The organism is Avibacterium sp. 21-594 (assembly GCF_026226815.1).
Classification (GTDB): Bacteria; Pseudomonadota; Gammaproteobacteria; order Enterobacterales; family Pasteurellaceae; genus Avibacterium; species Avibacterium avium.
The window spans coordinates 242,600-265,822 of record NZ_JAKKOC010000001.1; the positions used below are offsets into that span (position 1 = coordinate 242,600).

Annotated in this window: 24 protein-coding genes; 11 read left to right on the forward strand and 13 right to left on the reverse strand. The window is 41.5% G+C overall.

Translation table 11 applies throughout. The features are described from left to right. Positions 1–5: 5 nt before the first annotated feature. Positions 6–362: a DsrE/DsrF/TusD sulfur relay family protein gene (locus L5B76_RS01145; protein ID WP_265753915.1), complete on the reverse strand. Its 357-nt coding sequence runs from the start codon at positions 360–362 to the stop codon at positions 6–8. 70 nt (positions 363–432) lie between these two features. Beyond that, positions 433–1,743, reverse strand: coding sequence for an NCS2 family permease (locus L5B76_RS01150; RefSeq protein ID WP_126372444.1), 1,311 nt, complete (start codon positions 1,741–1,743; stop codon positions 433–435). 234 nt (positions 1,744–1,977) lie between these two features. On the opposite strand from L5B76_RS01150, the gene moeA reads away from it, so the two are divergent. Both moeA and moeB read left to right on the forward strand, forming a co-directional pair. Then, positions 1,978–3,192, forward strand: a complete 1,215-nt coding sequence (gene moeA / locus L5B76_RS01155; RefSeq protein ID WP_265753916.1) for a molybdopterin molybdotransferase MoeA — start codon at positions 1,978–1,980, stop codon at positions 3,190–3,192. Positions 3,193–3,210: 18 nt separating this feature from the next. Further along, positions 3,211–3,933: a molybdopterin-synthase adenylyltransferase MoeB gene (gene moeB / locus L5B76_RS01160; RefSeq protein WP_265753917.1), complete on the forward strand. Its 723-nt coding sequence runs from the start codon at positions 3,211–3,213 to the stop codon at positions 3,931–3,933. Positions 3,934–4,035: 102 nt separating this feature from the next. On the opposite strand, the gene L5B76_RS01165 is transcribed toward moeB, so the two are convergent. Both L5B76_RS01165 and L5B76_RS01170 read right to left on the reverse strand, forming a co-directional pair. Next, a complete protein-coding gene (locus L5B76_RS01165) occupies positions 4,036–5,589 on the reverse strand; it encodes a DUF2813 domain-containing protein (protein WP_265753918.1) in 1,554 nt (517 codons plus the stop codon). Positions 5,590–5,653: 64 nt separating this feature from the next. After that, positions 5,654–6,229, reverse strand: coding sequence for a hypothetical protein (locus tag L5B76_RS01170; RefSeq protein WP_265753919.1), 576 nt, complete (start codon positions 6,227–6,229; stop codon positions 5,654–5,656). A gap of 168 nt (positions 6,230–6,397) precedes the next feature. Between L5B76_RS01170 and L5B76_RS01175 the strand changes: the two genes are divergently transcribed. The 3 genes from L5B76_RS01175 to ftnA (L5B76_RS01185) all read left to right on the forward strand — a co-directional run bounded on the left by L5B76_RS01175 (position 6,398) and on the right by ftnA (L5B76_RS01185) (position 8,550). Continuing rightward, positions 6,398–7,309: a lysine exporter LysO family protein gene (locus L5B76_RS01175; RefSeq protein WP_265753920.1), complete on the forward strand. Its 912-nt coding sequence runs from the start codon at positions 6,398–6,400 to the stop codon at positions 7,307–7,309. 231 nt (positions 7,310–7,540) lie between these two features. After that, positions 7,541–8,029: a non-heme ferritin gene (gene ftnA, locus L5B76_RS01180; RefSeq protein WP_115249686.1), complete on the forward strand. Its 489-nt coding sequence runs from the start codon at positions 7,541–7,543 to the stop codon at positions 8,027–8,029. A gap of 20 nt (positions 8,030–8,049) precedes the next feature. Continuing rightward, positions 8,050–8,550, forward strand: a complete 501-nt coding sequence (gene ftnA / locus L5B76_RS01185; RefSeq protein ID WP_103855330.1) for a non-heme ferritin — start codon at positions 8,050–8,052, stop codon at positions 8,548–8,550. Between the two features lie 179 nt (positions 8,551–8,729). On the opposite strand, the gene aroG is transcribed toward ftnA (L5B76_RS01185), so the two are convergent. The 6 genes from aroG to kdsA all read right to left on the reverse strand — a co-directional run bounded on the left by aroG (position 8,730) and on the right by kdsA (position 15,105). Continuing rightward, positions 8,730–9,815: a 3-deoxy-7-phosphoheptulonate synthase AroG gene (gene aroG, locus L5B76_RS01190; protein ID WP_268738876.1), complete on the reverse strand. Its 1,086-nt coding sequence runs from the start codon at positions 9,813–9,815 to the stop codon at positions 8,730–8,732. Between the two features lie 133 nt (positions 9,816–9,948). Beyond that, positions 9,949–11,202, reverse strand: coding sequence for a lipoprotein-releasing ABC transporter permease subunit LolE (lolE, locus tag L5B76_RS01195; protein WP_265753921.1), 1,254 nt, complete (start codon positions 11,200–11,202; stop codon positions 9,949–9,951). After that, a complete protein-coding gene (gene lolD, locus L5B76_RS01200) occupies positions 11,203–11,892 on the reverse strand; it encodes a lipoprotein-releasing ABC transporter ATP-binding protein LolD (protein WP_265753922.1) in 690 nt (229 codons plus the stop codon). A gap of 73 nt (positions 11,893–11,965) precedes the next feature. Continuing rightward, positions 11,966–13,156 carry a lipoprotein-releasing ABC transporter permease subunit gene (locus L5B76_RS01205; protein ID WP_265753923.1) on the reverse strand — a complete coding sequence of 397 codons (1,191 nt, stop codon included), beginning with the start codon at positions 13,154–13,156 and terminating at the stop codon, positions 11,966–11,968. A 70-nt stretch (positions 13,157–13,226) separates the two neighbouring features. After that, on the reverse strand, positions 13,227–14,168 hold the full coding sequence (locus L5B76_RS01210) for a 2-hydroxyacid dehydrogenase (RefSeq protein ID WP_265753924.1): 942 nt from the start codon (positions 14,166–14,168) through the stop codon (positions 13,227–13,229). Between the two features lie 82 nt (positions 14,169–14,250). Beyond that, entirely contained in the window at positions 14,251–15,105 is an 855-nt protein-coding gene (gene kdsA / locus L5B76_RS01215) for a 3-deoxy-8-phosphooctulonate synthase (RefSeq protein WP_265753925.1), read from the reverse strand. 197 nt (positions 15,106–15,302) lie between these two features. On the opposite strand from kdsA, the gene dacB reads away from it, so the two are divergent. Together dacB and L5B76_RS01225 are read left to right on the forward strand one after the other, a co-directional pair. Continuing rightward, positions 15,303–16,745 carry a serine-type D-Ala-D-Ala carboxypeptidase gene (gene dacB / locus L5B76_RS01220; protein WP_265753926.1) on the forward strand — a complete coding sequence of 481 codons (1,443 nt, stop codon included), beginning with the start codon at positions 15,303–15,305 and terminating at the stop codon, positions 16,743–16,745. Between the two features lie 3 nt (positions 16,746–16,748). Further along, positions 16,749–17,543, forward strand: a complete 795-nt coding sequence (locus tag L5B76_RS01225; protein WP_265753927.1) for an MOSC domain-containing protein — start codon at positions 16,749–16,751, stop codon at positions 17,541–17,543. Positions 17,544–17,619: 76 nt separating this feature from the next. Here L5B76_RS01225 and L5B76_RS01230 read toward each other — a convergent pair whose 3' ends face one another. Both L5B76_RS01230 and L5B76_RS01235 read right to left on the reverse strand, forming a co-directional pair. Continuing rightward, a complete protein-coding gene (locus L5B76_RS01230; protein WP_265753928.1) occupies positions 17,620–18,489 on the reverse strand; it encodes a pirin family protein in 870 nt (289 codons plus the stop codon). Between the two features lie 70 nt (positions 18,490–18,559). Beyond that, entirely contained in the window at positions 18,560–18,799 is a 240-nt protein-coding gene (locus L5B76_RS01235; RefSeq protein WP_103855086.1) for a DUF896 domain-containing protein, read from the reverse strand. 106 nt (positions 18,800–18,905) lie between these two features. On the opposite strand from L5B76_RS01235, the gene L5B76_RS01240 reads away from it, so the two are divergent. From L5B76_RS01240 to L5B76_RS01255, 4 genes are all read left to right on the forward strand, one after another. Beyond that, positions 18,906–19,787, forward strand: a complete 882-nt coding sequence (locus L5B76_RS01240) for a LysR family transcriptional regulator (protein ID WP_265753929.1) — start codon at positions 18,906–18,908, stop codon at positions 19,785–19,787. Between the two features lie 101 nt (positions 19,788–19,888). After that, complete coding sequence (locus tag L5B76_RS01245) at positions 19,889–20,839, forward strand: lactate/malate family dehydrogenase (RefSeq protein ID WP_265753930.1); 951 nt, start codon at positions 19,889–19,891, stop codon at positions 20,837–20,839. 18 nt (positions 20,840–20,857) lie between these two features. Next, positions 20,858–21,091: a hypothetical protein gene (locus L5B76_RS01250; RefSeq protein WP_265753931.1), complete on the forward strand. Its 234-nt coding sequence runs from the start codon at positions 20,858–20,860 to the stop codon at positions 21,089–21,091. Between the two features lie 179 nt (positions 21,092–21,270). Then, positions 21,271–22,080: a D-hexose-6-phosphate mutarotase gene (locus L5B76_RS01255; protein WP_265753932.1), complete on the forward strand. Its 810-nt coding sequence runs from the start codon at positions 21,271–21,273 to the stop codon at positions 22,078–22,080. A gap of 69 nt (positions 22,081–22,149) precedes the next feature. Here L5B76_RS01255 and L5B76_RS01260 read toward each other — a convergent pair whose 3' ends face one another. Then, positions 22,150–23,109, reverse strand: a complete 960-nt coding sequence (locus L5B76_RS01260; RefSeq protein WP_265755504.1) for an AEC family transporter — start codon at positions 23,107–23,109, stop codon at positions 22,150–22,152. Between the last annotated feature and the right edge of the window lie 114 nt (positions 23,110–23,223).

Sequence of the window (23,223 nt, forward strand, 5' to 3'; positions counted from 1 at the left end):
ATAAATTAAAAATTCAGTACCTTATCTGCTGCCATTGTCCAATCTGCAAGCTCAACTAATGTACCAATTTCCACCCCATCAGCAAGCGGTGCATTGTGAATGCCACGGGCATTGGCACAGGTTTTGCATAATTTAATGGTCGCCCCTTGTGCGGTGAGAATTTCGATCATTTGTTGTAAATGATAGCCCTCCGCTGGCTGTTGTTGAGCTAAGCCACCCACCACGGCATCAGACATAAAAAATAAGCGTAATTGCACCGCACTTTTATGTTGCTCTTGTAACTGCAAGGCAAGGCGTAAAGCGCTGAAAAAATGTTCATCGCCATAAGGGGAAGAATGCACGATAAATAAGATGTTTTGCATAAGGAACTCCTATGAAAATTGTAGATACAAAAAAGTGGGCAAATCGCCCACTTAGTTTATCAAATTTGTTTTAGCCAACCCAAACGAATTTGGCAATAAAGAGTAAGGATACCACCCAAACTGGTGCGTTGACTTCTTTCCAGCGTCCTGTGCAAACTTTCATCACACAGTAGCTAATAAAGCCAAAGGCAATGCCTTCCGTAATGGAATAAGTGAACGGCATCATTGCTGCGGTGATAAAGGCTGGTGTGGCTTCGGTTAAGTCTTCCCATTGAACACGAATTAAGCTTGAAGCCATTAAAATCCCCACATAAACCAACGCCCCTGCGGTGGCATAAGGTGGCACAACGCTCGCTAATGGTGAGAAGAAAATAGTTAATAAGAACAACACACCAACCACAACTGCCGTCATTCCCGTGCGTCCGCCTACGGAAACACCAGCGCCACTTTCAATGTAGGTACTGATTGCAGAGGTGCCGATATACGATCCCGCCACGGCGCTCACGCTATCCACATAAAGGGCTTGTTTCATTTTCGGGAAACGTCCTTTCTCATCGCTGATCCCTGCTTTGTCTGTTACCCCCAACAAAGTGCCTGAAGAATCGAATAAATTCACCAATAAGAAAGAGAAAATAATGCCAAGCAATGCGGTATCTAATGCGCCCATAATATCCACTTTGCCCACCACTGGCGCAAGGCTTGGTGGCATAGAAATCACCCCGTGGAACACCACGCTGTCATCAAATAACAACGCAAGCGTGGTCACCACCGCAATTGAAATCAGTACGCCAGAATAAATTTTGCGCGCAGCAAGCACCACAATAATGAAAAAGCCTAAAATCCCCATTAAGACTTGCGGATTATGCAACTCACCCAGCGCCACTAAAGTTGCAGGATTTGCCACCACTAAGCCCATATTTTTAAAGCCAATGAGCGAGATAAAAAAGCCAATCCCCGCCCCAATGCCAACACGCAAACTCAAAGGAATGGACGCCATTAACCAATAGCGAATTTGGAATAACGTTAGCACGAATAATCCCACTGAACCCCAGAAAATTGTACCCATTCCCACTTCCCAAGAATAGCCCAATTTTCCCACTACCACATAGGCGAAAAAGGCGTTCAAACCCATCGCAGGCGCAAGGGCAATAGGCAAATTACTGAACAAGCCCATCGCGATCGTACCAAATGCCGCGATCAAACAGGTGGTAACAAACACCACTTGTTTATCCATTCCCGCATCACCAAGCACTGAAGGATTAACAAAAACAATATAAACCATCGTAAAAAAGGTGGTAATCCCTGCGATGATTTCTGTTTTTGCCGTGGTATTTTTTTGATTTAATTTAAAAAGTTTTTGTAGAAAAGACTGATTTTCCATTTTTTAATCCAGATTAGTTGATAAAAAAGATGAAAAACGCAACTTAAAGAAGGGTGTTTTTCCTGCCAATTCTAGCAGAAAGCAAACGATTTCGCGATAGGTTTTTTAGCAAAAAAATTGCACGATAAAACCAATTTTAGTCTTAATATCACAATAGAATTATAAAATCTCTATAAAAATCACCGCACTTTCTTGTAGAATAGAATGCAATTCTTGGTTGAAAAAGGACAATTTATGTTAAGTATTGAACAAGCTTTGAGTGAAATGTTGGCACAGCTGCCTGCGCCGCAGCAAATGGAAACTTTGCCGCTTTCGCAAGCCAGCCAGCGTATTTGTGCGGCGGATATTATCTCCCCGATAAACGTGCCATCTTTTGATAATTCTGCGATGGACGGTTATGCGGTGCGTCTTGCGGATCTTGCCCAATCACGCACACTCAGCGTGGCAGGCAAAGCTTTTGCCGGCAATCCTTTTAATGGCGAATGGTTGCCACAAAGTGCGGTGCGAATTATGACTGGTGCGATGATCCCAGCTGGCGCGGACGCGGTGGTGATGCAAGAAAATGTGCAACTTAACGAAGACGGCACAGTTACTTTCAACGAAATGCCAAAATTAGGGCAAAATATCCGCCGTGCGGGGGAAGATGTGAAACAAGGGGACGTGGTGCTAAAAACGGGTGAAAAACTCACCGCACTTTCCTTACCATTGCTTGCTTCCTTAGGCATTGCGGAAGTGCCTGTATTTCCGCGTTTGAAAGTGGCGATTTTATCCACTGGCGATGAATTAGTTCCTGTTGGCGAGCCATTGAGCAGCGGTAAAATTTACGATACTAATCGCTTTACCGTGAAATTATTACTAGAAAAATTGCCTTGCGAAATTTTAGACTTCGGCATTCTGCCTGATGATGAAGTCTTATTTGAAAAAGCCTTTTTGCAAGCACAAGAACAAGCGGATTTAGTGATCACCAGCGGTGGCGTGTCAGTGGGGGAAGCGGATTTCACCAAGACGATTTTAGAAAAACTGGGGACGGTTAATTTCTGGAAAATTGCAATGAAACCGGGGAAACCTTTTGCGTTTGGTCAATTAGAAAAGGCGTGGTTCTGCGGCTTGCCGGGCAATCCTGTTTCCGCCTTGGTTACTTTTTATCAGCTTGTGCAGCCTGCCATTGCCAAGCTCAGTGGTTACAGCCAATGGCAAGCGCCACAACAGCTTAAGGCAATCGCAAGTGAAAATCTGAAAAAAGGCGTGGGTCGCAAAGATTTCCAACGTGGTTTTTATTGGGTCAATACACAAGGACAACTTGAAGTGAGAGCTGTGGGTTTCCAAGGTTCTCATTTGTTTAGTGCTTTCATTGAAAGCAACTGTTTTATTGTATTAGAAGCAGAACGTGGCAACGTGCAAGCGGGTGAAATGGTGACCATTGAACCTTTCAATGAATTATTGGGTTAATGAATTATTAGGCTGATTATGATCGAACTCACTGCTGAAGAAGAACTGCGTTACAATCGCCAAATTGTGCTGAAAGCCATTGATTTTGACGGGCAAGAAACGCTGAAAGACAGCACAATGCTGATAATGGGCTTGGGCGGTTTAGGCTGTGCGGCGAGCCAATATTTAGCCGTGGCAGGCGTTGGCAAATTGATTTTAGTGGATTTTGATACCGTTTCTTTATCTAACTTACAGCGCCAAGTGTTGCACGATGATAGCCGTCTTACAATGCCCAAAGTGGAATCCGCCAAGCTCAGTTTACAGCGTTTAAATCCGCACGTTAAGCTGGAAACCATCAATCAACAATTAGATGATGATGCCCTACTCGCATTATTGCAAGGCGTTGATGTAGTGCTAGATTGTACCGATAATGTGGAAACGCGCAATCAGCTAGATCGTTGTTGTGAACAACGCAAAACGCCACTGATTTCTGGAGCGGCAATCCGTATGGAAGGGCAAATTTCTGTGTTCACTTATGAAGAAAATACGCCCACTTACCGCCAACTTAGCCAGCTTTTTGGCAATGCGCCATTAAGCTGTGTGGAAACAGGCGTGCTTGCGCCAATGGTAGGCATTGTCGGCTCAATGCAAGCCCTTGAAGCGATCAAAGTGCGGTTGAAAATAGGTGAGAATTTATGTGGGCGGTTATTGCTCATTGATGGCTTCACAATGAAGATTCGGGAAATTAAAATCCCCGTTTAGCCTAAATCAGCGAAATAAAGCGGCATTAATTGCCGCTTATTTTTTCTCTTTTTTCTGTCATTTTTTCCCTATCGCTTCGTTTGTTCGAGCTTAGACGATTTCTTAAGATGAACGCGCTAAAATTAACACGCGCGTGAAAAGCTGTTTAAACAAACGCGGAATAGACGCAACCCCACGCAGTTTTATCTCATTGGATAATGCCACCGCAAGATCGGGCTTTGATGTGCGTTGTATAGCACGTTGAATGATGCGATGAACTAAATATTTCTGTGAATGATCTTGCCAACGTGCTAATCGAATAAAAGTTTGTTCAAAACCAGCATAATAGAAAAAATGCTCAATGTCTTTTTTCGGCAAATAAGTGAGCCGCATTGCTGGCTGTTCCTTATCATTGAGCAGACTTTTCGCCGTTGCAGAATATTTTTTGCCAGCTTCATCGCCATCAGTCAGCACATACCACTCAATCCCCATCGCTTTGGCATAATGAATCAAAGGGCGCAAGCCACACTGAGCAAATTCCACGATCCTGATGCCTTCCATCGCAAGATCAATACCAAGCAATTCTGCCAATTCAGTTAAAATCCAAACTTCCGTTTCGCCCTCCACCAACAGCCACATTCGAGAAAATAATGCAAGGCTACGGTTATGCCGAATATGAAAGCTCAAACGGCGTAATTCTTCTTTATTTAATTGATGTGCAAGCTGAAAGGCTTGAGTGCGCTCTGCATTTCTTACTAAACGGCAAATGGACTGTAAAGGGATTTGTGAAAGCAATTCTACGGAATTTGTGGTGGTGATACGTTGGATCGGCAAATAACTGACCAGCTCCCAAATAATCGCCACCATTCTTGGGTGCAGGCGAGCATCGGGATCTTCAAATAAAATAATCGGCCGCAAGCTGTGAAAATCGCGTAATTCATCGGCAGAAACAAATAATTGGGTTAATTGTTGCAATAAAATATGGCGCAATGAATGATGCTGTTTTTCACGCAATTTTAGGCAAAGAGATTTCACATCGTTCCAAAGTGCGGTGGTATCTTGCATTAATTCTGTTGCCATCGCACGATTGAGAAAATAATGTTGCAGCAAGTGCAGTGTGGATTGAATTTCACGATTGACTTTCGGATCGTCTAACAAGGGCAACGCTGAAAAATGTTGATGCTTGGCTGATGAATTCAACCTTGCATCACGAAAACGGTAAACAGGGTGCTGTGCAATTAACGCCATTGCCACTTGCTCAGGATTTTCCAGCTTAATCACATTCCCTTCGCCATCTAAAAAATGATAGGTGGTGATAATCTCTACCCCTTGCATTTCCCCTGTAATCTGAAAATAAATTTTGGCATAGGGTTCATCATCAAAAATAGCCAATTGGTTATAAGGAAAATGCGTTAAGGATTTAGCTTCACGATGAACACTAAAGGTAAAGAAAAGGGTGATTTCTTTCGCCGTAAACGCATTATTTTCGTCCTGATAAAAATCCGTTGCTTGGAATTGATAAAGGCGCTTCTCATCATTAAAAATTAAACTCAACGCCGCCAATAAACTGGATTTCCCCCACGCATTTTCACCAATCAACACCATATTCGGTTGTAAGGTAAATGAAAGACGGTTTATGCCACGAAATCCTACAATATCTAATTGACGCAAATACATCACCGCTCCTTATAACCCTTTAAATAGTTTTATATGTATAAGATTAGCTTTACTCTTCTATATATTAACGAATTAAATCGATATTAAATCTTTTCGAGAATTCATCTTCATCTAGGATCTCTACTGCACCTGCACCAATAAATAACCATTTTAATGTTCCTGATGAAAAAGGATCATCCAATACTCTAGTTGTAAAAAATAAATAATTATTTCCATCTTCTTCATCTATTACCGTAGCTCCCCACCAAAACCAACTCCTATCTATTGGCTCCATCAAGAAAATCCAATTTTCAAAAGTCCATCTATTATCCTCAGATTTTTTAGATACTATCTTATGAAAAAAATTAGACCACCATTTTTTAGCTGATTTTCTTTCTTCTTTTTTGAAATTTTTTAAAAAATTCTTAGGAAGAATCTCATGCCATTTTGGATTGCTAGGCCAAGTTTTAGCTGTATATTGCTCATTAATAGCTAATAAAACGTTTTTAGCTAACCCTAACACTTCTGCAGCATTACCATTACACCTAATTAGGAAATTAGCTCCCATTCCATCATTTTCTCTATATTCTGGAAAAGCGGAATTTTTCAATCTTTCTCTTTCCATAATAATCATTTGATAAAAATTATTATTCATTTCCATTTTTTCCACTTCCTTCAATAACATTAGATTTTAATTGATTGATTTGCTCTTTTCTTAACCCATACTGATATTTTGCTTTTTAGGATGTCTGGGGCCTTAGTTCATTTGGTATTTTCAGTTCACTTGCGTAAAATAGCACAATAATTTCATCATTTTAAGGAAAAAACTGTGTTTGAAGGGTTACTCATCGTCCTTGGCCCAATGTGTTTGGGGTATTTTTTTAAGACAAAAAACACCGCACTTTTGCAGCGTATAAATCAAATTGTAATGCTGCTGCTCTATGTGATTTTATTCGTTATGGGCGTATCTTTAGGGCATTTGGACGATCTTGCTAACACTTTACCGTTAATTGGTATTTCTGCTTTCACTTTTGCTTTAATCATTCAAGGCTGCAATATTCTCGGCTTAATACTGTATGACAAACTACGCCCACAGCCACTTAAACATTTAGGCAAAGATTTACCTTCTCGTGGGCGATTATTATTAGACAGCGCCAAACTTTGCTCAATGGTGTTGATCGGTTTTGTGATGGGTATTTTAACCAAAGAATGGCTTGCTTTTCCTTTTAGTACAAGCACTTATGCCTTAGTGCTGCTGATCTTTTTTGTCGGCATTCAGCTGCGTAATAACGGCATTGCGTTGCGTGAAGTCATCTTCAATAAGCGTGGGCTTTATACAGGTCTGGTTTTTATACTTACTTCATTATTAGGTGGGATTATTTCCGCTTATGTGCTGAATTTACCTGTTACACAAGGCCTAGCCATTGCTTCGGGCTTTGGTTGGTATTCCCTTTCTAGCGTGGTGATTAATGATGCTTGGGGGCCTGTTTTTGGTAGCATTGCGTTTTTTAACGATCTTTCACGGGAAATTGTCAGCTTATTCATTATTCCCTTTTTTATGTTTAATTATCGCTCTACCGCCGTTGGAATGGCAGGCGCCACTGCATTAGATTGCACCTTGCCAATTATTCAACGTTCTGGTGGCATTGAAGTTGTGCCGCTGGCCATTAGTTTTGGCTTTGTAACCAATATCGTGCCACCTATTTTACTGGTATTTTTCTCCAGCATTCCCCTTGCTTAAACGTTCATTTTCAGCCTGTATGCTGTGATACAGGCTGAAAAATTCATCAAATTTCCACCGCACTTTACTTATTACCATTTGGCAATAAGAACGATTCTCTCAAATAGAATAATTATTATTAAAATTCCCTTTAAAAATTAATAACTTACAAATATTTTTAGTTGCAAAAAAGAAAAAACTGGTTAAACTATGCCCACTATATTTTATTGACCATTAAGGAAAGGAGTGGCTATGTTACAAGACGCGATTATTAAAAAACTAAACGAACAAATTAATTTGGAATTTTATTCTTCCAATGTGTATTTACAAATGAGTGCTTGGTGCTCAGCAAACGGCTATGAAGGTGCCGCAGCCTTTTTGCTCCGCCACGCAGATGAAGAAATGATGCATATGCAAAAATTATTCACCTATGTAAATGAAACCACAGGTATGCCATTATTAGGCAAAATTGAAGCGCCTAAAAATGATTACAAATCCTTGAAAGAAGTGTTTGAAATCACCCTTGAACACGAAAAATTTGTTACCGCAAAAATCAATGAATTGGTAGAAGTTACCTTTGAACACAAAGACTACTCTACCTTCAATTTCTTACAATGGTATGTGGCAGAACAGCACGAAGAAGAAAAATTGTTCAGCAGCATTATTGATAAATTCAATTTAGTGGGCGAGGACGGACGTTCCCTTTACTACATTGACCGCGATTTAGCCACATTAGAATAATCAGAATAAAGGAGAGAAAAATGTTATCAAACAACGTAATTAAATTATTAAACGATCAAATGAATTTGGAATTTTATTCCTCAAACTTATATTTACAAATGAGCGCTTGGTGCGAACAGCAAGGCTTTGAAGGAGCTGCTCAATTTTTATCTGCTCACGCTGCAGAAGAAATGCAACATATGCGTAAATTGTTTACCTATTTAACTGAAACAGGCGCATTGCCAATCATTAGCGAAATTGAAGCACCACCGCACGAATTTAGTTCATTAAAACAAGTGATTGAAACCACTTATCAACACGAAAAGCTGATCACCAGCAAAATCAATGAATTAGTCGGCAGAACCTTTGAAGAAAAAGACTTCTCAGCCTTCAATTTCTTACAATGGTATGTGGCAGAACAACACGAAGAAGAAAAATTATTCAGCGGCATTTTAGATAAACTAAATCTTCTTGGCGATGACGGCAAAGGGTTATTCTTAGTGGATAAAGACCTTGCAAAACTTGCTGTGAATCACGGTTAGTTGTTTAGCCTATCTTCATTCTAATTTTATTTAGAAAGCGCTCATCTTAACGTGTTTAAAAATGATGAGTGCTTTTTTATTTATATCGAGAATAAGACATAAAAAATCTGCCTTTTAATCAGTAAGATATACTCTAACTGTTAAAGGCAGATATTATCCTTTCCTAAAACGCAATAAAATTATTGCGTTACATTACGGCGTGCTAGTACGGCATCGGATAGAGCTTGTAGTACGGCTTCAGAATCTTCCCAGCCGATACAAGCATCAGTGATACTTTGTCCGTAAACTAATTCCTTGCCTTCTACCAGATCTTGTCTGCCTTCCACTAAGTGGCTTTCGATCATTACACCGAAGATTTGGTTTGAACCCTGTGCAATTTGCTGGCAAACATCTGCGCAAACTTCTAATTGTTTTTTGAATTGCTTATTACTGTTTGCGTGGCTGAAATCCACCATAACGTGCGGAATTCGACCGCTCTTTTCAATGCTTTCGCAAACTTCATTAACATCTTTTGCGCTGTAATTTGGCCCGTTATTGCCGCCACGCAAAATAATGTGGCAATCTGCATTTCCTTTGGTCGAAACGATTGCAGAATGGCCAAATTTGGTTACAGAAAGGAAATAATGTGGTGCTTCTGCCGCGCCAATGGCATCAAGGGCAATGCGTACACCACCATTGGTGGCATTTTTAAAGCCTACGGCACAAGACAAGCCTGAAGCTAACTCACGGTGAACTTGCGATTCTGTGGTTCTTGCCCCAATTGCGCCCCAGCTCATAAAATCTGCCACATATTGTGGTGTGATCATATCCAAAAATTCGCCTGCAGTTGGCACCTCTAAATTATTAATATCTAATAATAATTTTCGCGCGATGCGTAAACCGTCATTGAGTGCATAGCTGTTGTTTAGGTAAGGATCGTTGATTAACCCTTTCCAACCTACGGTTGTACGCGGTTTTTCAAAATAAACACGCATAATAATTTCTAAGCTGTCTTGATATTTCTCACGCATTGCTTTGATGCGTTGTGCATATTCCAAAGCCGATTTTGGATCGTGAATGGAGCAAGGCCCAATCACGACAAGTAAACGATCATCTTTGCGATGAATAATATTGTGTGCTTGTTGGCGAGCTTTTTTTACGGTGTTGATCGCCACTTCGCTTGCTGGATATTTTTCAATTAACGCAATGGGTGGTAGCACCTGCTCTACTTTGCCGATTCGGGTGTCATCGTTAGCAATATAAATGTCATTTTTGCTTTTTGTCATACATCACTCTCTTACATCTTGGTTTGTATTTTATAATTACTTGCTTATCCGCATTGCGAATACTTAATTGTGTGTCAATGTAACATGCATTTTTGTACTAGTAAACTAGTTTAAAAACATTATTAATAAATTTTTAATGACTGCTTAAAACTTGCGCAGGTTGCAATTTTGCCGCGCGACTTGCTGGATATAAACTAGCGATCAAACTTAGCACTAAGGCCACCACAAAGACCACCGCAATATCTTGCCAATGAAGTTCACTCGGCAAAAAGTCCACGAAATACACGCCGTCTGAAAGCAGTTTTCTGCCAATTAAAAATTCAATGCTTTTAATTAATTGGGTGAGATTTAATGCCGTTACGCAGCCTAACAGCAGCCCGATGACACAGCCTTTCATTCCAGCTTGTAAGCCATACCAAATAAAAATTCGCTTAATAAAGCCATCATTTGCGCCAAGGGTACGCATAATAGCAATATCGCCTTGCTTGTCTTTCACCGCCATAATCAAAGTTGAAATAATATTAAAGCACGCCACGCCAATCACTAGCACCATTGCTAAATACATCACCGTGCGAATAAGCTGAATGTCGCGGTACATATAGCCAAATTTACTAATCCAATTTTGCGCGGACAAAAATTGTGGATATTGTTGCAAGGTTGGGTAATCCAGTTGTTGCACGGCGAAAGGGTGCTGCACTTTCAGTTCAACACCTGTGGCCTCATCGGCGGAATAATCCAAGAATTGCTGCGCTGTTGCAAGGGGAATTAAGGCATAACTGTGATCGAGCTGGCCATCAAGGCGCAAAATGCCTGTAATTTGCATACGCTCACGCATTGGCTGGGTAAAATTATTGGTGCCGTCTGATTGAGAAATCAACAATGTTACCCAATCCCCTTCTTGCACCGCTAATTCGCGCGCAATGCCAGAACCTAAGACTAATCCGCCTTCACGAGAGAAATTTTGCCAGCCATCACCTAATACAAATTGCCCTAAGGCACTCACTTGATCTTGCTTGTCTGCTTCAATACCTTTCACTTGCACCACTTTTAACTTCGTGCCATTTTCTACCAACGCGGTAAAGCTGACAAAAGGGGAACTCGCCAACACACTAGGATCTTGTTTTAAAAGTGCGGTTAAATTTTGCCAATTTTTTATTGGCGTACTCTCGCCCTGTTCAGAATAAGCAGAAATTTCAACGTGCGGCACAACCGCTAAAATGCGTTTATTTAGCTCACGTTCAAAGCCGTTCATCGCACTTAGCCCCACGATCAATACCATTACCCCAAGAGCGATGCCAAGGGTCGAAAACATTGAAATCAGCGAAACCAAACGATTTTTCTGCTTACCACGCTGATAACGCCAGCTAATAAAAAAGGGTGCGTTCATCTAGCTTTCTCCACGCAAGATACCATCTTGCATCACCATTCGGCGAGAAAGTTTCTCCGCCAACTGTAAATCGTGCGTAACCAATAAAAAGGCAATTTTTTGCTCTTGGTTTAATTTCAAAATAAGCTCAAAAATGCTTTCTGTGGTTTTGCGATCTAAATTCCCTGTGGGTTCATCAGCTAGCACTAAAGCAGGATTATTCACTAAAGCACGGGCTATAGCGACACGCTGACGCTCACCGCCAGACAACGCAGAAGGACGATGCTTAATGCGATGTGCTAAGCCCACCGCCTGCAACATTTTTTCGGCACGGTCTTGCGCTTCACTACGATTTTGCTTACCAATCAACATCGGCATCATCACGTTTTCTAGCGCGCTAAAATCTGCCATTAAATGATGAAATTGATAGACAAACCCCATATATTGATTGCGCAATTTCGCTAATTCATCAGCGCTTGCCTTTTGCAAAGATTTCCCTTTAATGAACACTTCACCGCTGGTTGGCTGATCTAAGCCGCCTAGGGTATGCAATAAGGTACTTTTGCCCGAACCTGAACTGCCCACAATCGCCACCAATTCGCCTTCTTCCATTGAGAAAGTAACGTCTTTTAGCACCTGTGTTTGGTTTTCCCCTTCTTGGTAAACTTTGGTTAAATTTTGGCAGCTGAGTAAAATTTGCTTCTCTGTCATTCTTTTCTCGTTATTTTTCTGTTTCGCTTTATGGTAAAAAATTTCGTAAAAAAGCACCGCACTTTGTTACGCATTATTCATAGCGCAAGGCTTCTGCTGGCTCAATTTGTGCCGCGCGGTACGCGGGATAAATCGTTGAACATAAAGAAAATAATAAGGACACCGCGACAATCATCACAATCTGCGAAAGATTTAATTCTGTCGGTAAACGAATATTTTCTGCACTAAACCACGCCATAATAGAATCTAAATTTAATGTGGTTAGCACGCCAAGCAGTGTGCCGATCAAAGTTCCACTAATGCCTACTAATAGCCCCTGCCAAATAAACAGGCTGCGCACTTGCGATTTATTCAGCCCTTGGGTTTGCAAAATGGCAATTTCCCCTTGCTTATCCACCACCATTAAGCTGAGCGACGTGATAATATTTGAAATGGCGACCACAATAATCAGGCTAATCAATAAGCCCATCATATTTTTTTCCATTTTTACCGCTTGGAAAAATTCCCCTTTTTGGCTACGCCAATCGGTTATCTGCCATTCATCGGCACTGAAATAGTTAGGAAGTTCGGTAATATCAAAAGGATCGCGTAAAAATAAGCGATAACCTTGCATTTGCTGTGGGCCAATACGCATCAATCTGCCAATATCGGAAAGATTGGCAAACACGGCGTTGCTGTCATTTTGCCCCGAAGCAAAATAAATATCGCTAATGGTAAATAAGCGTTGCACAGGCACACGACCAAAGGGCGTATATTGACTATTTTCCGTGATCATTAAACGGACTTTATCGCCAATTTGTAAATGTAATTTTTGCGCTAATTGCGATCCCATTATCAATTTAAATTCGCCTGCGGGCAATAATTGCTCAAAAGATTGGGGTTGAAAATGGCCCAATAAGGGATCGTCAGAAAAATGTTGAATACCTATCACTTGCCCAGCACTCACGCCTTGTGGTGCTTGTAAAATCACATTCGTGGTGTTAATCGGAATGGCGCGCTGCACAAAAGCTGGCATTGTCGGTGTTGGCACTTCACGGGATAAATGGCCTGACTTTGGCATAATTATGGCGTGGGGAATGGTGGAAAGCACTTGTTTTTTTTGTTGATTTTCCAAACCATTCATTACCGAAAGCACGATGATTAACGCCATAATACCCAGCACAATCCCCATCATCGCAAGGTTGGTAACTAATCGCCCAAAACGATCCGCACTTTTCGCTCGCCAATAACGCAGGGCAATAAATAAAGAAATCGGTAAATTCATCATTATTATTTAAGGGTTGAAATAACAAATTTCCCCTGCATAACAGGGGAAATTTCGTTCGATAATAAATTTATTTGCCCGTTGCGACAAATTCTTCCATATTTTGTGTTACTTTTTTCACCAAAATTTCCACCGCACCATCAGATGCCCAAGCAACGTGTGGGGTGATGATTAAATTTGGTAAACGCGTTGCCGCTTGGATAAGTGGGTTATCTTTCTCAGGCGGCTCTTTCACTAACACATCTAAAGCCGCGGCGGCGATTGTGCCATTTTCTAACGCTTCTGCTAAGGCTTTTTCATCTACTAAAGGCCCGCGTCCTGTGTTGATTAAATATGCCGTTGGCTTCATTAATTTTAATGTTTCTGCATTGATCAAATTGGTGGTTTCAGAGGTTAAAGGACAATGTAGAGTAACAATGTCCGCTTCTTGCAACACTTGCTCAAAAGGTAAATAGCCCTCACGCACTGTTGTCGCTCCTTTGCGTTCTGCATAAATCACCTTCATTCCTAGCGCTTCGGCTAAACGGCCAATTTCTTTACCAAGATTGCCTTTACCCACAACACCTAAGGTTGAACCTTTCACATCGGTGATCGGGTAATCAAAATAGCAGAACTGTTTGCTATCCGCCCATTTGGCGCTGAGCTGATCTTTATACCAGTTCATTAAACTGTGTTTTAAAGCAAAAATTAACCCTAAAACGTGTTCAGGCACGGTAACAGAAGAATAACCAGTCACATTTTTCACTGCGATTCCTAACTCTTTTGCCGCCTCTAAATCCACATTATTTGTTCCTGTGGCAGTGATCGCAATTAACTTTAAGTTCGGGAGCTGTTTCATTGTTTCACGATCAAACACGACTTTGCTCGTAATCACAATATCCGCATCTTTCGCACGCTCAATGGTTTGTTCAGGCGAAGTATGCTCATATTCCACCCATTGATGTTCAAAGTTAGGGCGTGGAATAGGAATGTGTTTTGGAATGGCTGTGCTATCAAGAAAAACAATTTTCATAAAATGCTCCTTTAATCTTATAAATAGAAAAATGCGGTAAAAACTTACCGCACTTTGGTAAGAGAATTTAGATTTTATCGCATTAATTCGCGGTATCTAATTCCTCAAAAGACTTAACCAAATCATCTACCGCTTTCATTTGGCTTACAAAGGCTTCTAATTTGGCTAATGGCAACGCAGAAGGCCCATCGCATTTGGCATTTTGTGGATCAGGGTGTGCTTCAAGGAATAATCCTGCTAGCCCTACCGCTAGCCCTGAGCGTGCCAATTCTGTTACCTGTGCACGGCGACCGCTTGATGCTGCACCAAAGGGATCACGACATTGCAAAGAATGGGTTACGTCAAAAATCACCGGGCAACCTTTGGAAACCTTTTTCATTACGCTAAAACCCAGCATATCCACAATAAGGTTATCATAGCCAAAGTTAGTTCCACGATCACAAAGGATCACTTTATCGTTACCACATTCTTCAATTTTTTCTACGATATTTCCCATTTGCCCCGGGCTTAAGAATTGTGGTTTTTTCACGTTGATCACCGCCCCTGTGCGCGCCATTGCTTCAACAAGATCGGTTTGACGCGCTAAAAATGCTGGCAACTGAATCACATCAACCACTTCAGCCACAGGTTGGCATTGATAAATTTCGTGTACATCGGTAATCACTTTAACGCCAAAGGTATCTTTTAATTCTTGGAAAATTTTCAACCCCTCTTCCATTCCCGGCCCACGGTAAGAATGAATTGATGAGCGGTTCGCTTTATCAAAAGACGCTTTGAACACATAAGGCACATTGAATTTCTGCGTTACTTCAACATATTTTTCACACACTGCCATTGCCATATCACGGCTTTCCAACACATTCATTCCACCAAATAGAACAAATGGTTTATCATTAGCCACTTCAATATCGCCAATGTTGATGATTTTATTTTGCATAATTTTCTCTTTATATTTAGAAACAAAACCACGACAAAGCGACACGTTTTCATTGTTTAGCTTTGCCGTAGCTCAAAAAATCATTTTGATGTAAACCGCGTTATTACACCATTTTATGCGAGAAATAATTTTACTCTCGCAGTATCCGGCACTATTATTGTGTTTCTAAAAAAAAATAGCAACCATAGCGATTATTTATGTACAAATTATCATCAAAACTACTGCCTTTTGTATTAGGCATTTCCTTTACTTTGCACACGCCATATAGCGCCGCTGAAGTGGACGTGGCACAACTTAGCACGCAGCTTCCTACGGGAACGAGTCTTTCTTTTGTGGCGAAAAATTTAAAAACGCAAGAAATTCTCACCGCACTTAATCCACAAACCTTTATGCTTCCTGCAAGTACGCAAAAAGTATTTACTGCGCTCGCTGCCAAACTGACTCTTGGCGATGAATTTCATTTTGAAACAAGTCTGCTACGCCAAGGTGATATTAAAAATGGCGAGTTACGCGGTAACTTAATTGCCAAATTTACTGGCGACCCAGATTTAACCAGTGATCAACTGTATCAGCTACTTGCCCAATTAAAACAACAAGGTATTCAGCGCATTACAGGGGATCTTATTTTAGATACTTCCGTGTTTACAGGACACGACCGTGGCTTAGGTTGGATTTGGAATGATTTGTCAATGTGCTTTAATTCGCCCCCTGCGGCGGTGAATATCAATCACAACTGTTTTTATGTAGATCTTGATGCCAATTTGCCTGTGGGTGAACTGGTGAAATTCAACGTGCCAGCGCAATATCCCGTGCAAGTGTTCGGCCAAGTTCGTGTGGCAAGCAAAGAAGAAGCGCCTTATTGCCAACTTGATGCCGTGTTGCACGACAACAATCGCTATCAGATTAAAGGCTGCCTTGCTCGTCAAAGCAAACCTTTTGCACTCAGTTTTGCTGTGCAAGATCCCAATGCTTATGCAGCAGCCATTATTCAACGTCAATTAAACCGTCTTGGCATTGCATTTAACGGTAAAATTCAACAGCCACACACAGCACAAAAAGGGCGAATTTTGTCGCAACATTTGTCTAAACCGCTGCCAGATTTGATCAAAAAAATGATGAAAAAATCTGATAACCAAATTGCTGATGCCCTCTTTCGCACCATTGGTTATCACTATTACAAACGCCCTACGTCCTTTCAACTTTCCGCGAAAGCAATGCGCCAAATTTTGCAATCTCAAGCGGGTATAAAATTCGATAATAGCGTTATCGCCGATGGTTCTGGACTTTCACGCCACAACTTAATTTCTGCCGATATTATGTTGCAAGCCCTTGAATATATTGCCAATCACGAAACGCAACTGCATTTATTAGACAGCTTTCCCATTGCGGGAGTAGATGGCACATTAAGCGGACGCGGTTCGATGATTAATCCCCCTTTAGCGCAAAATATTTCCGCGAAAACAGGGGCGTTAAAAGGGGTTTATAACCTCGCGGGCTTTATGAAAAATGCCAAAGGCGAGTCCATTGCCTTCGTACAATTTATTAACGGCTATTCCACGGGCGATCTGGAAAACAAAACCAAACGTGCGCCCTTAGTACGTTTTGAAAATGCCCTTTACAACCAACTTTATCAGGATTAAGCAATGAAATTACAGCATATTTACTTATACCCCATCAAATCTACGCAAAATTATGAAGTGGCGCAAGCCGTGGTTCAACCGCAAGGGCTAAATTTTGATCGCACCTTTATGCTCACCGAACCTGATGGCACATTTATCAGCGCACGCAAAGATGCCGAACTGTATCATTTTTACGCCTTACCAACACCACTTGGTTTATATATTCAGCATAAAGATGGTTCAGCCATTCAAGTCCAATATACGGATTTTCAGCAAAGCCAAGCCTGCGAAGTGTGGGGAAATGAATTTAACTCATTGCTTGCATCGCAAGAAATTAATCACTGGTTTAGCGAGAAAATAGGCCGTGCCGTGCAATTGCGCTGGACAGGCGAACACACGCAACGCAAAATTAAACGCTACCCCGACCAACCGCTCTCTTTTGCCGATGGCTACCCACTTTTGCTCACCACTGAAGCGTCTTTTAACGCGGTACAGCAAGCTTGCCCAAGTTCAATTTCACCGCTGCAATTTCGCCCAAATTTAATTATTGACGGCATCGCCCCCTTTGAAGAACAGCAATGGGGTGAAATTCAAATCGGTGAAGTCAAATTCTTACACAGCAAACCTTGCGAACGCTGCGTACTCACCACTCGCAACCCTACCACCAACCAAACAGATCCGAAAATGGAACCTTTCCGCACGCTGAAAAAACTCAACCGAAACGAACAAGGCGCACCACTTTTCGGCATTAATTTAATTCCATTGAATACGGGGATTATTCGCGTAAATGATGAAGTGAAAATTTTGACATTGAAATAAAAAAGTGCGGTGGTTTTAGAGAAAATTTTCCTAAAAACCACCGCACTTGGTTGGTTATTTGGTTCGTTATTGATGATTAATGAATATCACCAAACTCACCTTTGTTAAACGCGTTGAATTTTTCGATTAATTCTTCGCGGGTGTTCATTACGAACGGGCCGTAGGCTGCAATTGGCTCATCAATTGGCACGCCGCTGAGTAGCACCATTTTCACGTTTTCATCACCTGCGGTGATTTTTACTTCGCCGCTTTCGTGGTTGAAAATCACCAATTCTGTTGGATTCGCACGGTCGCTGTCGTTAATCACGGCAGATCCGCGTAATGCCACCAACATTAAATGATGGGTTTCTGGCACGTTAATGGTGACGCTGTGGTTTGCGTTAATATCCATTTCCCACATATTTAACTCAGTAAAGGTGCGAGCTGGGCCTTTTACGCCGTCAAGCTCACCAGCAATAATGCGTGCTGTTCCTGCATTATCCGCAAAGTGATAAGTTGAAATATCTGCCGATTTAATGCTTTGATAACCAGCTGGCGCGTTTTTGTCTTTCGCTGGCAAGTTTACCCAAAGTTGTAGCATTTCAAACATTCCGCCTGTGCGGCTGAAGTTTTCGCTATGGAACTCTTGGTGAACGATCCCATTCCCTGCGGTCATCCATTGCACATCGCCTGCGCCGATTACGCCGCCGTTGCCATCGCTGTCGCGGTGTTCTACTTCACCTTGCAATGCGATTGTAACGGTTTCAAATCCTGCGTGAGGATGTGCGCCTACGCCGCGTGGTGCGCCGTTGTGAGGTTTAAACTCCATTGGCATTGCGTAATCTAGCATTAAGAACGGGCTAGTTACTTTATCTTGTTGGCTATGTGAAAATAAAGGTGATACATAAAAGCCATCACCCACCCAGTGTTTTTGTGGTGCGGTATAAACTCGATTTACTGTACGCATAATTTTTTCTCCTAAATTTGATAAATTCTGTTTTTTTGTGATGCCCTGAATATTCAGGGCGGTTAGTTCATTAATAAGTTGCAACTTGCATTCCACTACGTTGCGCTTCACGCAATTTAGTTGGGGTAACATCATTGCCGTCTGGATCAACCACACTTACGGTAGATAAAATATTGGTTAATTGTCCACGGATTGCCGCTAAATAACGCTGACGTAACGCACTACGCTCATTTAATTCAGCTTCAGAAAGTGCGGTAACTTTTGCTTTGCGAGCTAATTCGTTAATTCTATCTAATTCCAAAATACGCATTTTCTTTCTCCTTGTTTGTTAATCTGTTTGCTTATTTCTTGTGGCGTAGTTTATACTTGTTCCATATAGTGAACAATAGTCAATTTTGAAACATAAGGTTCTATTTATGCAACAAATCGATCTCAATGATATGCGCTTTTTTGTTACCGTGATCCAATCTGGTAGCCTCACGCACGCGGCAGAACAGATGAACGTGCCAAAATCTCGCTTAAGCCGCCGTTTAACCGAATTAGAAAATCAACTGGGCAGCAAACTGCTAGATCGTAATCGCAATGGGGTACGGCTAAATGATCTGGGCGAACATTTTTATCAACACGCCTTAATTGCGGTGGAAGCGGCAGAAAGTGCGGTGAATTCTGTGGCAGATTGTTTAGCCACGCCCCGTGGGTTACTGCGTATTTCCGTTTCTAGTGAAATTTTGCGTTATTGGCTCACGCCCCATTTATCGCACTATTTACAGCAACACCCGGATGTTGAGTTAAATATTACAATGGAAAACCGCCGCGCGAATTTATTGCAAGAAGGCGTGGATATTGCCTTACGCATTGGTGAGCTTGATCTTGATGATGTGGTTGCCAAACATTTATTAGATATTGATTCTGGGGTTTACGCTTCACCTCATTATTTAAAGGCAAATGGCACGCCACTCACCCCACAAGAACTGAAAAACCACCGCTTGCTGCATAAAAGTGATGGCAAACATTGGCTTTTCAAGCAGGGCAATCAACGGGAATTAATTCAAGGGAAAAAAGCCTTACAAGCCAATGATGCTTCAGTGTTGGCGCAACTTGTTGAAGATAGCTACGGCATAGCCCTGTTGCCTGAGCTTTCAGGCTTAATTCAACCTCATTGGCAAAAATTATTACCCGATTGGCAAGTAGAAAGCGTGCCTTTATATGCCATTTATTATAAAAATCGCGGGCTTGCGCCAACGGTGCGAACATTTGTTAATTTTTTAAGCGAAATAGCAAAAAATTCGCAAAAATAACACCGCACTTTCTATTCAGGCGTTGAGCAAGGGAAACAGATAAAGTAAGATTAACGCCCTTTTGAAAACAACTTAACTTATAACAAATACAGGAAAACACAATGAAAATATCCATTATCGGTGCAGGCGCGGTGGGCGTGGGCATTTGTAATTATCTTCTGACAATGGGCGAATGCCAAGAAGTGGTCTTGGTGGATCTCAACAAAGAGCGCACCCGTGGCGAACAGTTAGATTTCAGCCATACCAGTGCATTAACCTTCGCCAAAAACACTAAAATTATTTCCGGTGAATATGAAGATACCCGTGATAGCGATGTGGTGGTGATCACTGCTGGCGCACAAATTAAAGTGGGGCAAGATCGCTTAGAAATTGGTCATATCAATGCGAAAATCACCGTGGATATTGCTCGTCAATTAGAACGTTATACACCCAATGCGATTATCATTGTGGTCACCAATCCTTGTGATATTCTCACCCACTTCATTATTCGCAATACGAACTTCCCTGCGCACCGTGTGATTAGCGCAGGTTGTGTAGTGGATACGGCGCGAATGATGAAAATTATTGCCGATAAAGTAAAAATCGATCCGAAAAACGTTTTCGGTTATGTGATGGGCGAACACGGCGCAAATAGTTTTATTCCTTGGAGTATCGTCAATATCGCAGGGCAAAAAATCGATGATTTTTGCCAGCAAAACGATGTACCAATGCTCGATCCACAAGAGCTACTCAAAGCAACCAAAGCCATTGGTTTAGAAGTGTTTAGCTTAAAACTCAACACCAATCACGCCATTGCGGCGAGCGTGTTCCGCATTATTCGCGCCATTAGCATTAATGAATATTCGGTCTTGCCCGTTGGCACAATGCTCAATGGCGAATACGGCTTAAACGATGTGGTGGTGAACGTGCCAATGGTCATCAGTAGCAAAGGCGTAGAACGCATTTTGAAATACAAACTGCCTGCCGATGAGCTAGAACAACTTCACCAATGCGCCAAAGCCTTACGCCAAGTGGTTGAGCAAGTGGCAGAAAGCACAGGGTTGAATTGTTAATTTAACAAGGTATATGTAATGCTAAACATTTTCAAAAAACCTTATGAAAAAGGAACCTTGGCTGCTTGGGCAAAAATCTCAGATGACATTGCAAAAGTTGCTTTTCTTGCTATACCTGTTATGATTTATGGAAATGATTCATTACCTATAAAACTATTAAATATAGCGCTATTAACCATCGGTATTTATCTTTTTATTTTGGCAGGACGACTTTGTCGGCGTGCTGTTGAAAATCGGAATGAGGAGGAATAAATGGGCATTACACTAGGGCTTATTATTTGGGTTGCTATTGGCGCTTTATTTGTTTATAAGCTAAATCAGCAATTAAAAGAGTGAGATTAATAAAAGAACCGCTTAGTTAGCGGTTTTTTATTATCTTTAATTTAGAATAAAATTCATCATAAAAAATACCGCACTGTTAAGGAAGCACAATGAAAACGATTAAACAACTTACCCCAGAATTAAGCCTACAACAATATAATGAAATCCCTGTGATCGCATTAGATCACCCAGTGGGCAAAGCTTTGATCTCGCTTCAAGGCGCACATTTATTTAGCTGGCAGCCGAAAGGCGCGCAGAAAGACGTGCTTTGGCTGAGTGAAATTGAACCTTTTACCTTAGGCAATGCTATTCGTGGTGGCGTGCCAATTTGCTATCCTTGGTTTGGTGGCGCAAAATCCCCCGCGCACGGTTATGCGCGTATCAGTTTATGGCAACTCAGTGATTATGAAATTGAAGAAAACAAAGTGCGGTTGGAATTTTGTTTATTTTCTTCAGATCATTTAATTGAAGCCAAAACCACAATGATCTTTAGTCAAGATTGCGAAATTATTTTTCAGCATTACGGACAAGAACCTGCCCAACTTGCTTTGCATAGCTATTTTAATTTAAGCGATGTGGCCAATGTGGAAGTGCAAAACTTGCCAACGGAATGTTTCAACGCATTAACGCAGCAGCAAGAAAATGTGCCTTCCCCACGTTTAATTGATCAGCATATTGATTGCATTTATACGGTGCAATCCCCTGTTTCGCATCACATTGTCGATAAAGGGGACGGGCGTACAATTAATGTGGCACATCATAATGCAAGCAATGTGGTGCTGTGGAATCCTTGGCATAAAGCCACTGGTGGAATTAGCGAAACAGGTTATAAAACAATGGTTTGTTTGGAAACTGCAAGAATTGCACAACCGCTCCAACAAGGCGAACGCTGTGCGGTGAAGATCTCGCTTAAACCATAAAGTGCGATGATTTTTTAACAAATTTTAGGGCGAAGATTTTCGCCCTTTTGTTTTTTATTTCGCTGATTCTTACACCCAGCCCATTTGGTGCAAAATAGTTAAGCCTAAGGCAGAGATAAACATTGATGCGAAAGTGGTAATGCCAATAATGTTCGCTGCGGTGTTGGCGTTGCCGCCCATTCCACGCACCATTGCATAAGCCGCAGCCGCCATTGGGGTGGCATTCATTAAGAAAATCACACCTAAATTCACGCCGCTAAAGCCAAATAATTTGCCCAGTAACACCATAAAAATCGGTGCAACAATCACTCGCCCTATGCTTGCCCATAAAGAGATGCCTGAAATTTTATACAAGGCTTTTAATTCAATGCTGACACCAGCACAGATCAACGCAAGCGGTAAGGTCATTGTGGCGAGATATTGGATTGTGGTGAGCATAAATTTAGGAATGGCCAAGTTTAAATAACTGGCTAAAAAGCCTAATACTATGCTGATAATTAAGGGATTTTTTGCCACATTTAAGATCATTCGTGGAATATTCACTTTGCCGTCAGAAAGGGAGCGACTTAAGGTGATCACGCCTAACACATTGTAAATAATCGCCGTGGTGGCGGCATAAATGGTGGCTGGCACTAATGCGGCATCGCCATAGGCATTTAGGCAAAATGCTAGCCCTAAAATACTACAATTTCCGCGATAAACCCCTTGCACAAACGTGCCACGTTCTCGCTTTTCTTGCACAAATTTTGCGGCGAAAATTTCTGCACAAAGGAACAGTAGTAAGGTTCCTAGCACGCACGCCCAAATCATCACCAGTTGTTCATTCAGTTCAGCAATGGGATTTTTAAACACGTTAAGAAAGAGTAAGGCGGGCAAGGTGATTTTGAACACCACGCTAGTGGCTTGCTGGCTGAATTTATCGTCAATGATTTTGCGTTTTCGCAGCCCGATGCCGAGTATTAACAACAATAAGGTCGGTAAAGTTACGCTTATGGAAAAAAGCGCGGAACTCCAAAAATCATTTTGCATATTGCCCCCATATCGCTGTTGCGTGCCGTTTACTGCATATTGCCACATCGTAACACAGAATGCGATTAAAAAAGTGCGGTGAAAAATTTCGTAATTTTCGACCGCACTTTAGTT

Bases quoted from the DNA above. Each gene is read 5' to 3' on its own strand.
- moeB (WP_265753917.1), top strand. From the start codon at position 3,211: ATGATCGAACTCACTGCTGAAGAAGAACTGCGTTACAATCGCCAAATT.
- L5B76_RS01210 (WP_265753924.1), bottom strand. From the start codon at position 14,168: ATGAAAATTGTTTTTCTTGATAGCACAGCCATTCCAAAACACATTCCT.
- L5B76_RS01230 (WP_265753928.1), bottom strand. From the start codon at position 18,489: ATGCGTACAGTAAATCGAGTTTATACCGCACCACAAAAACACTGGGTG.
- L5B76_RS01145 (WP_265753915.1), bottom strand. From the start codon at position 362: ATGCAAAACATCTTATTTATCGTGCATTCTTCCCCTTATGGCGATGAA.
- L5B76_RS01235 (WP_103855086.1), bottom strand. From the start codon at position 18,799: ATGCGTATTTTGGAATTAGATAGAATTAACGAATTAGCTCGCAAAGCA.
- kdsA (WP_265753925.1), bottom strand. From the start codon at position 15,105: ATGCAAAATAAAATCATCAACATTGGCGATATTGAAGTGGCTAATGAT.
- ftnA (WP_115249686.1), top strand. From the start codon at position 7,541: ATGTTACAAGACGCGATTATTAAAAAACTAAACGAACAAATTAATTTG.
- L5B76_RS01225 (WP_265753927.1), top strand. From the start codon at position 16,749: ATGAAATTACAGCATATTTACTTATACCCCATCAAATCTACGCAAAAT.
- L5B76_RS01205 (WP_265753923.1), bottom strand. From the start codon at position 13,156: ATGAATTTACCGATTTCTTTATTTATTGCCCTGCGTTATTGGCGAGCG.
- L5B76_RS01165 (WP_265753918.1), bottom strand. From the start codon at position 5,589: ATGTATTTGCGTCAATTAGATATTGTAGGATTTCGTGGCATAAACCGT.
- lolD (WP_265753922.1), bottom strand. From the start codon at position 11,892: ATGACAGAGAAGCAAATTTTACTCAGCTGCCAAAATTTAACCAAAGTT.
- moeA (WP_265753916.1), top strand. From the start codon at position 1,978: ATGTTAAGTATTGAACAAGCTTTGAGTGAAATGTTGGCACAGCTGCCT.
- L5B76_RS01245 (WP_265753930.1), top strand. From the start codon at position 19,889: ATGAAAATATCCATTATCGGTGCAGGCGCGGTGGGCGTGGGCATTTGT.
- aroG (WP_268738876.1), bottom strand. From the start codon at position 9,815: ATGACAAAAAGCAAAAATGACATTTATATTGCTAACGATGACACCCGA.
- L5B76_RS01250 (WP_265753931.1), top strand. From the start codon at position 20,858: ATGCTAAACATTTTCAAAAAACCTTATGAAAAAGGAACCTTGGCTGCT.
- L5B76_RS01260 (WP_265755504.1), bottom strand. From the start codon at position 23,109: ATGCAAAATGATTTTTGGAGTTCCGCGCTTTTTTCCATAAGCGTAACT.
- L5B76_RS01240 (WP_265753929.1), top strand. From the start codon at position 18,906: ATGCAACAAATCGATCTCAATGATATGCGCTTTTTTGTTACCGTGATC.
- dacB (WP_265753926.1), top strand. From the start codon at position 15,303: ATGTACAAATTATCATCAAAACTACTGCCTTTTGTATTAGGCATTTCC.
- lolE (WP_265753921.1), bottom strand. From the start codon at position 11,202: ATGAACGCACCCTTTTTTATTAGCTGGCGTTATCAGCGTGGTAAGCAG.
- L5B76_RS01150 (WP_126372444.1), bottom strand. From the start codon at position 1,743: ATGGAAAATCAGTCTTTTCTACAAAAACTTTTTAAATTAAATCAAAAA.
- L5B76_RS01255 (WP_265753932.1), top strand. From the start codon at position 21,271: ATGAAAACGATTAAACAACTTACCCCAGAATTAAGCCTACAACAATAT.
- L5B76_RS01170 (WP_265753919.1), bottom strand. From the start codon at position 6,229: ATGGAAATGAATAATAATTTTTATCAAATGATTATTATGGAAAGAGAA.
- ftnA (WP_103855330.1), top strand. From the start codon at position 8,050: ATGTTATCAAACAACGTAATTAAATTATTAAACGATCAAATGAATTTG.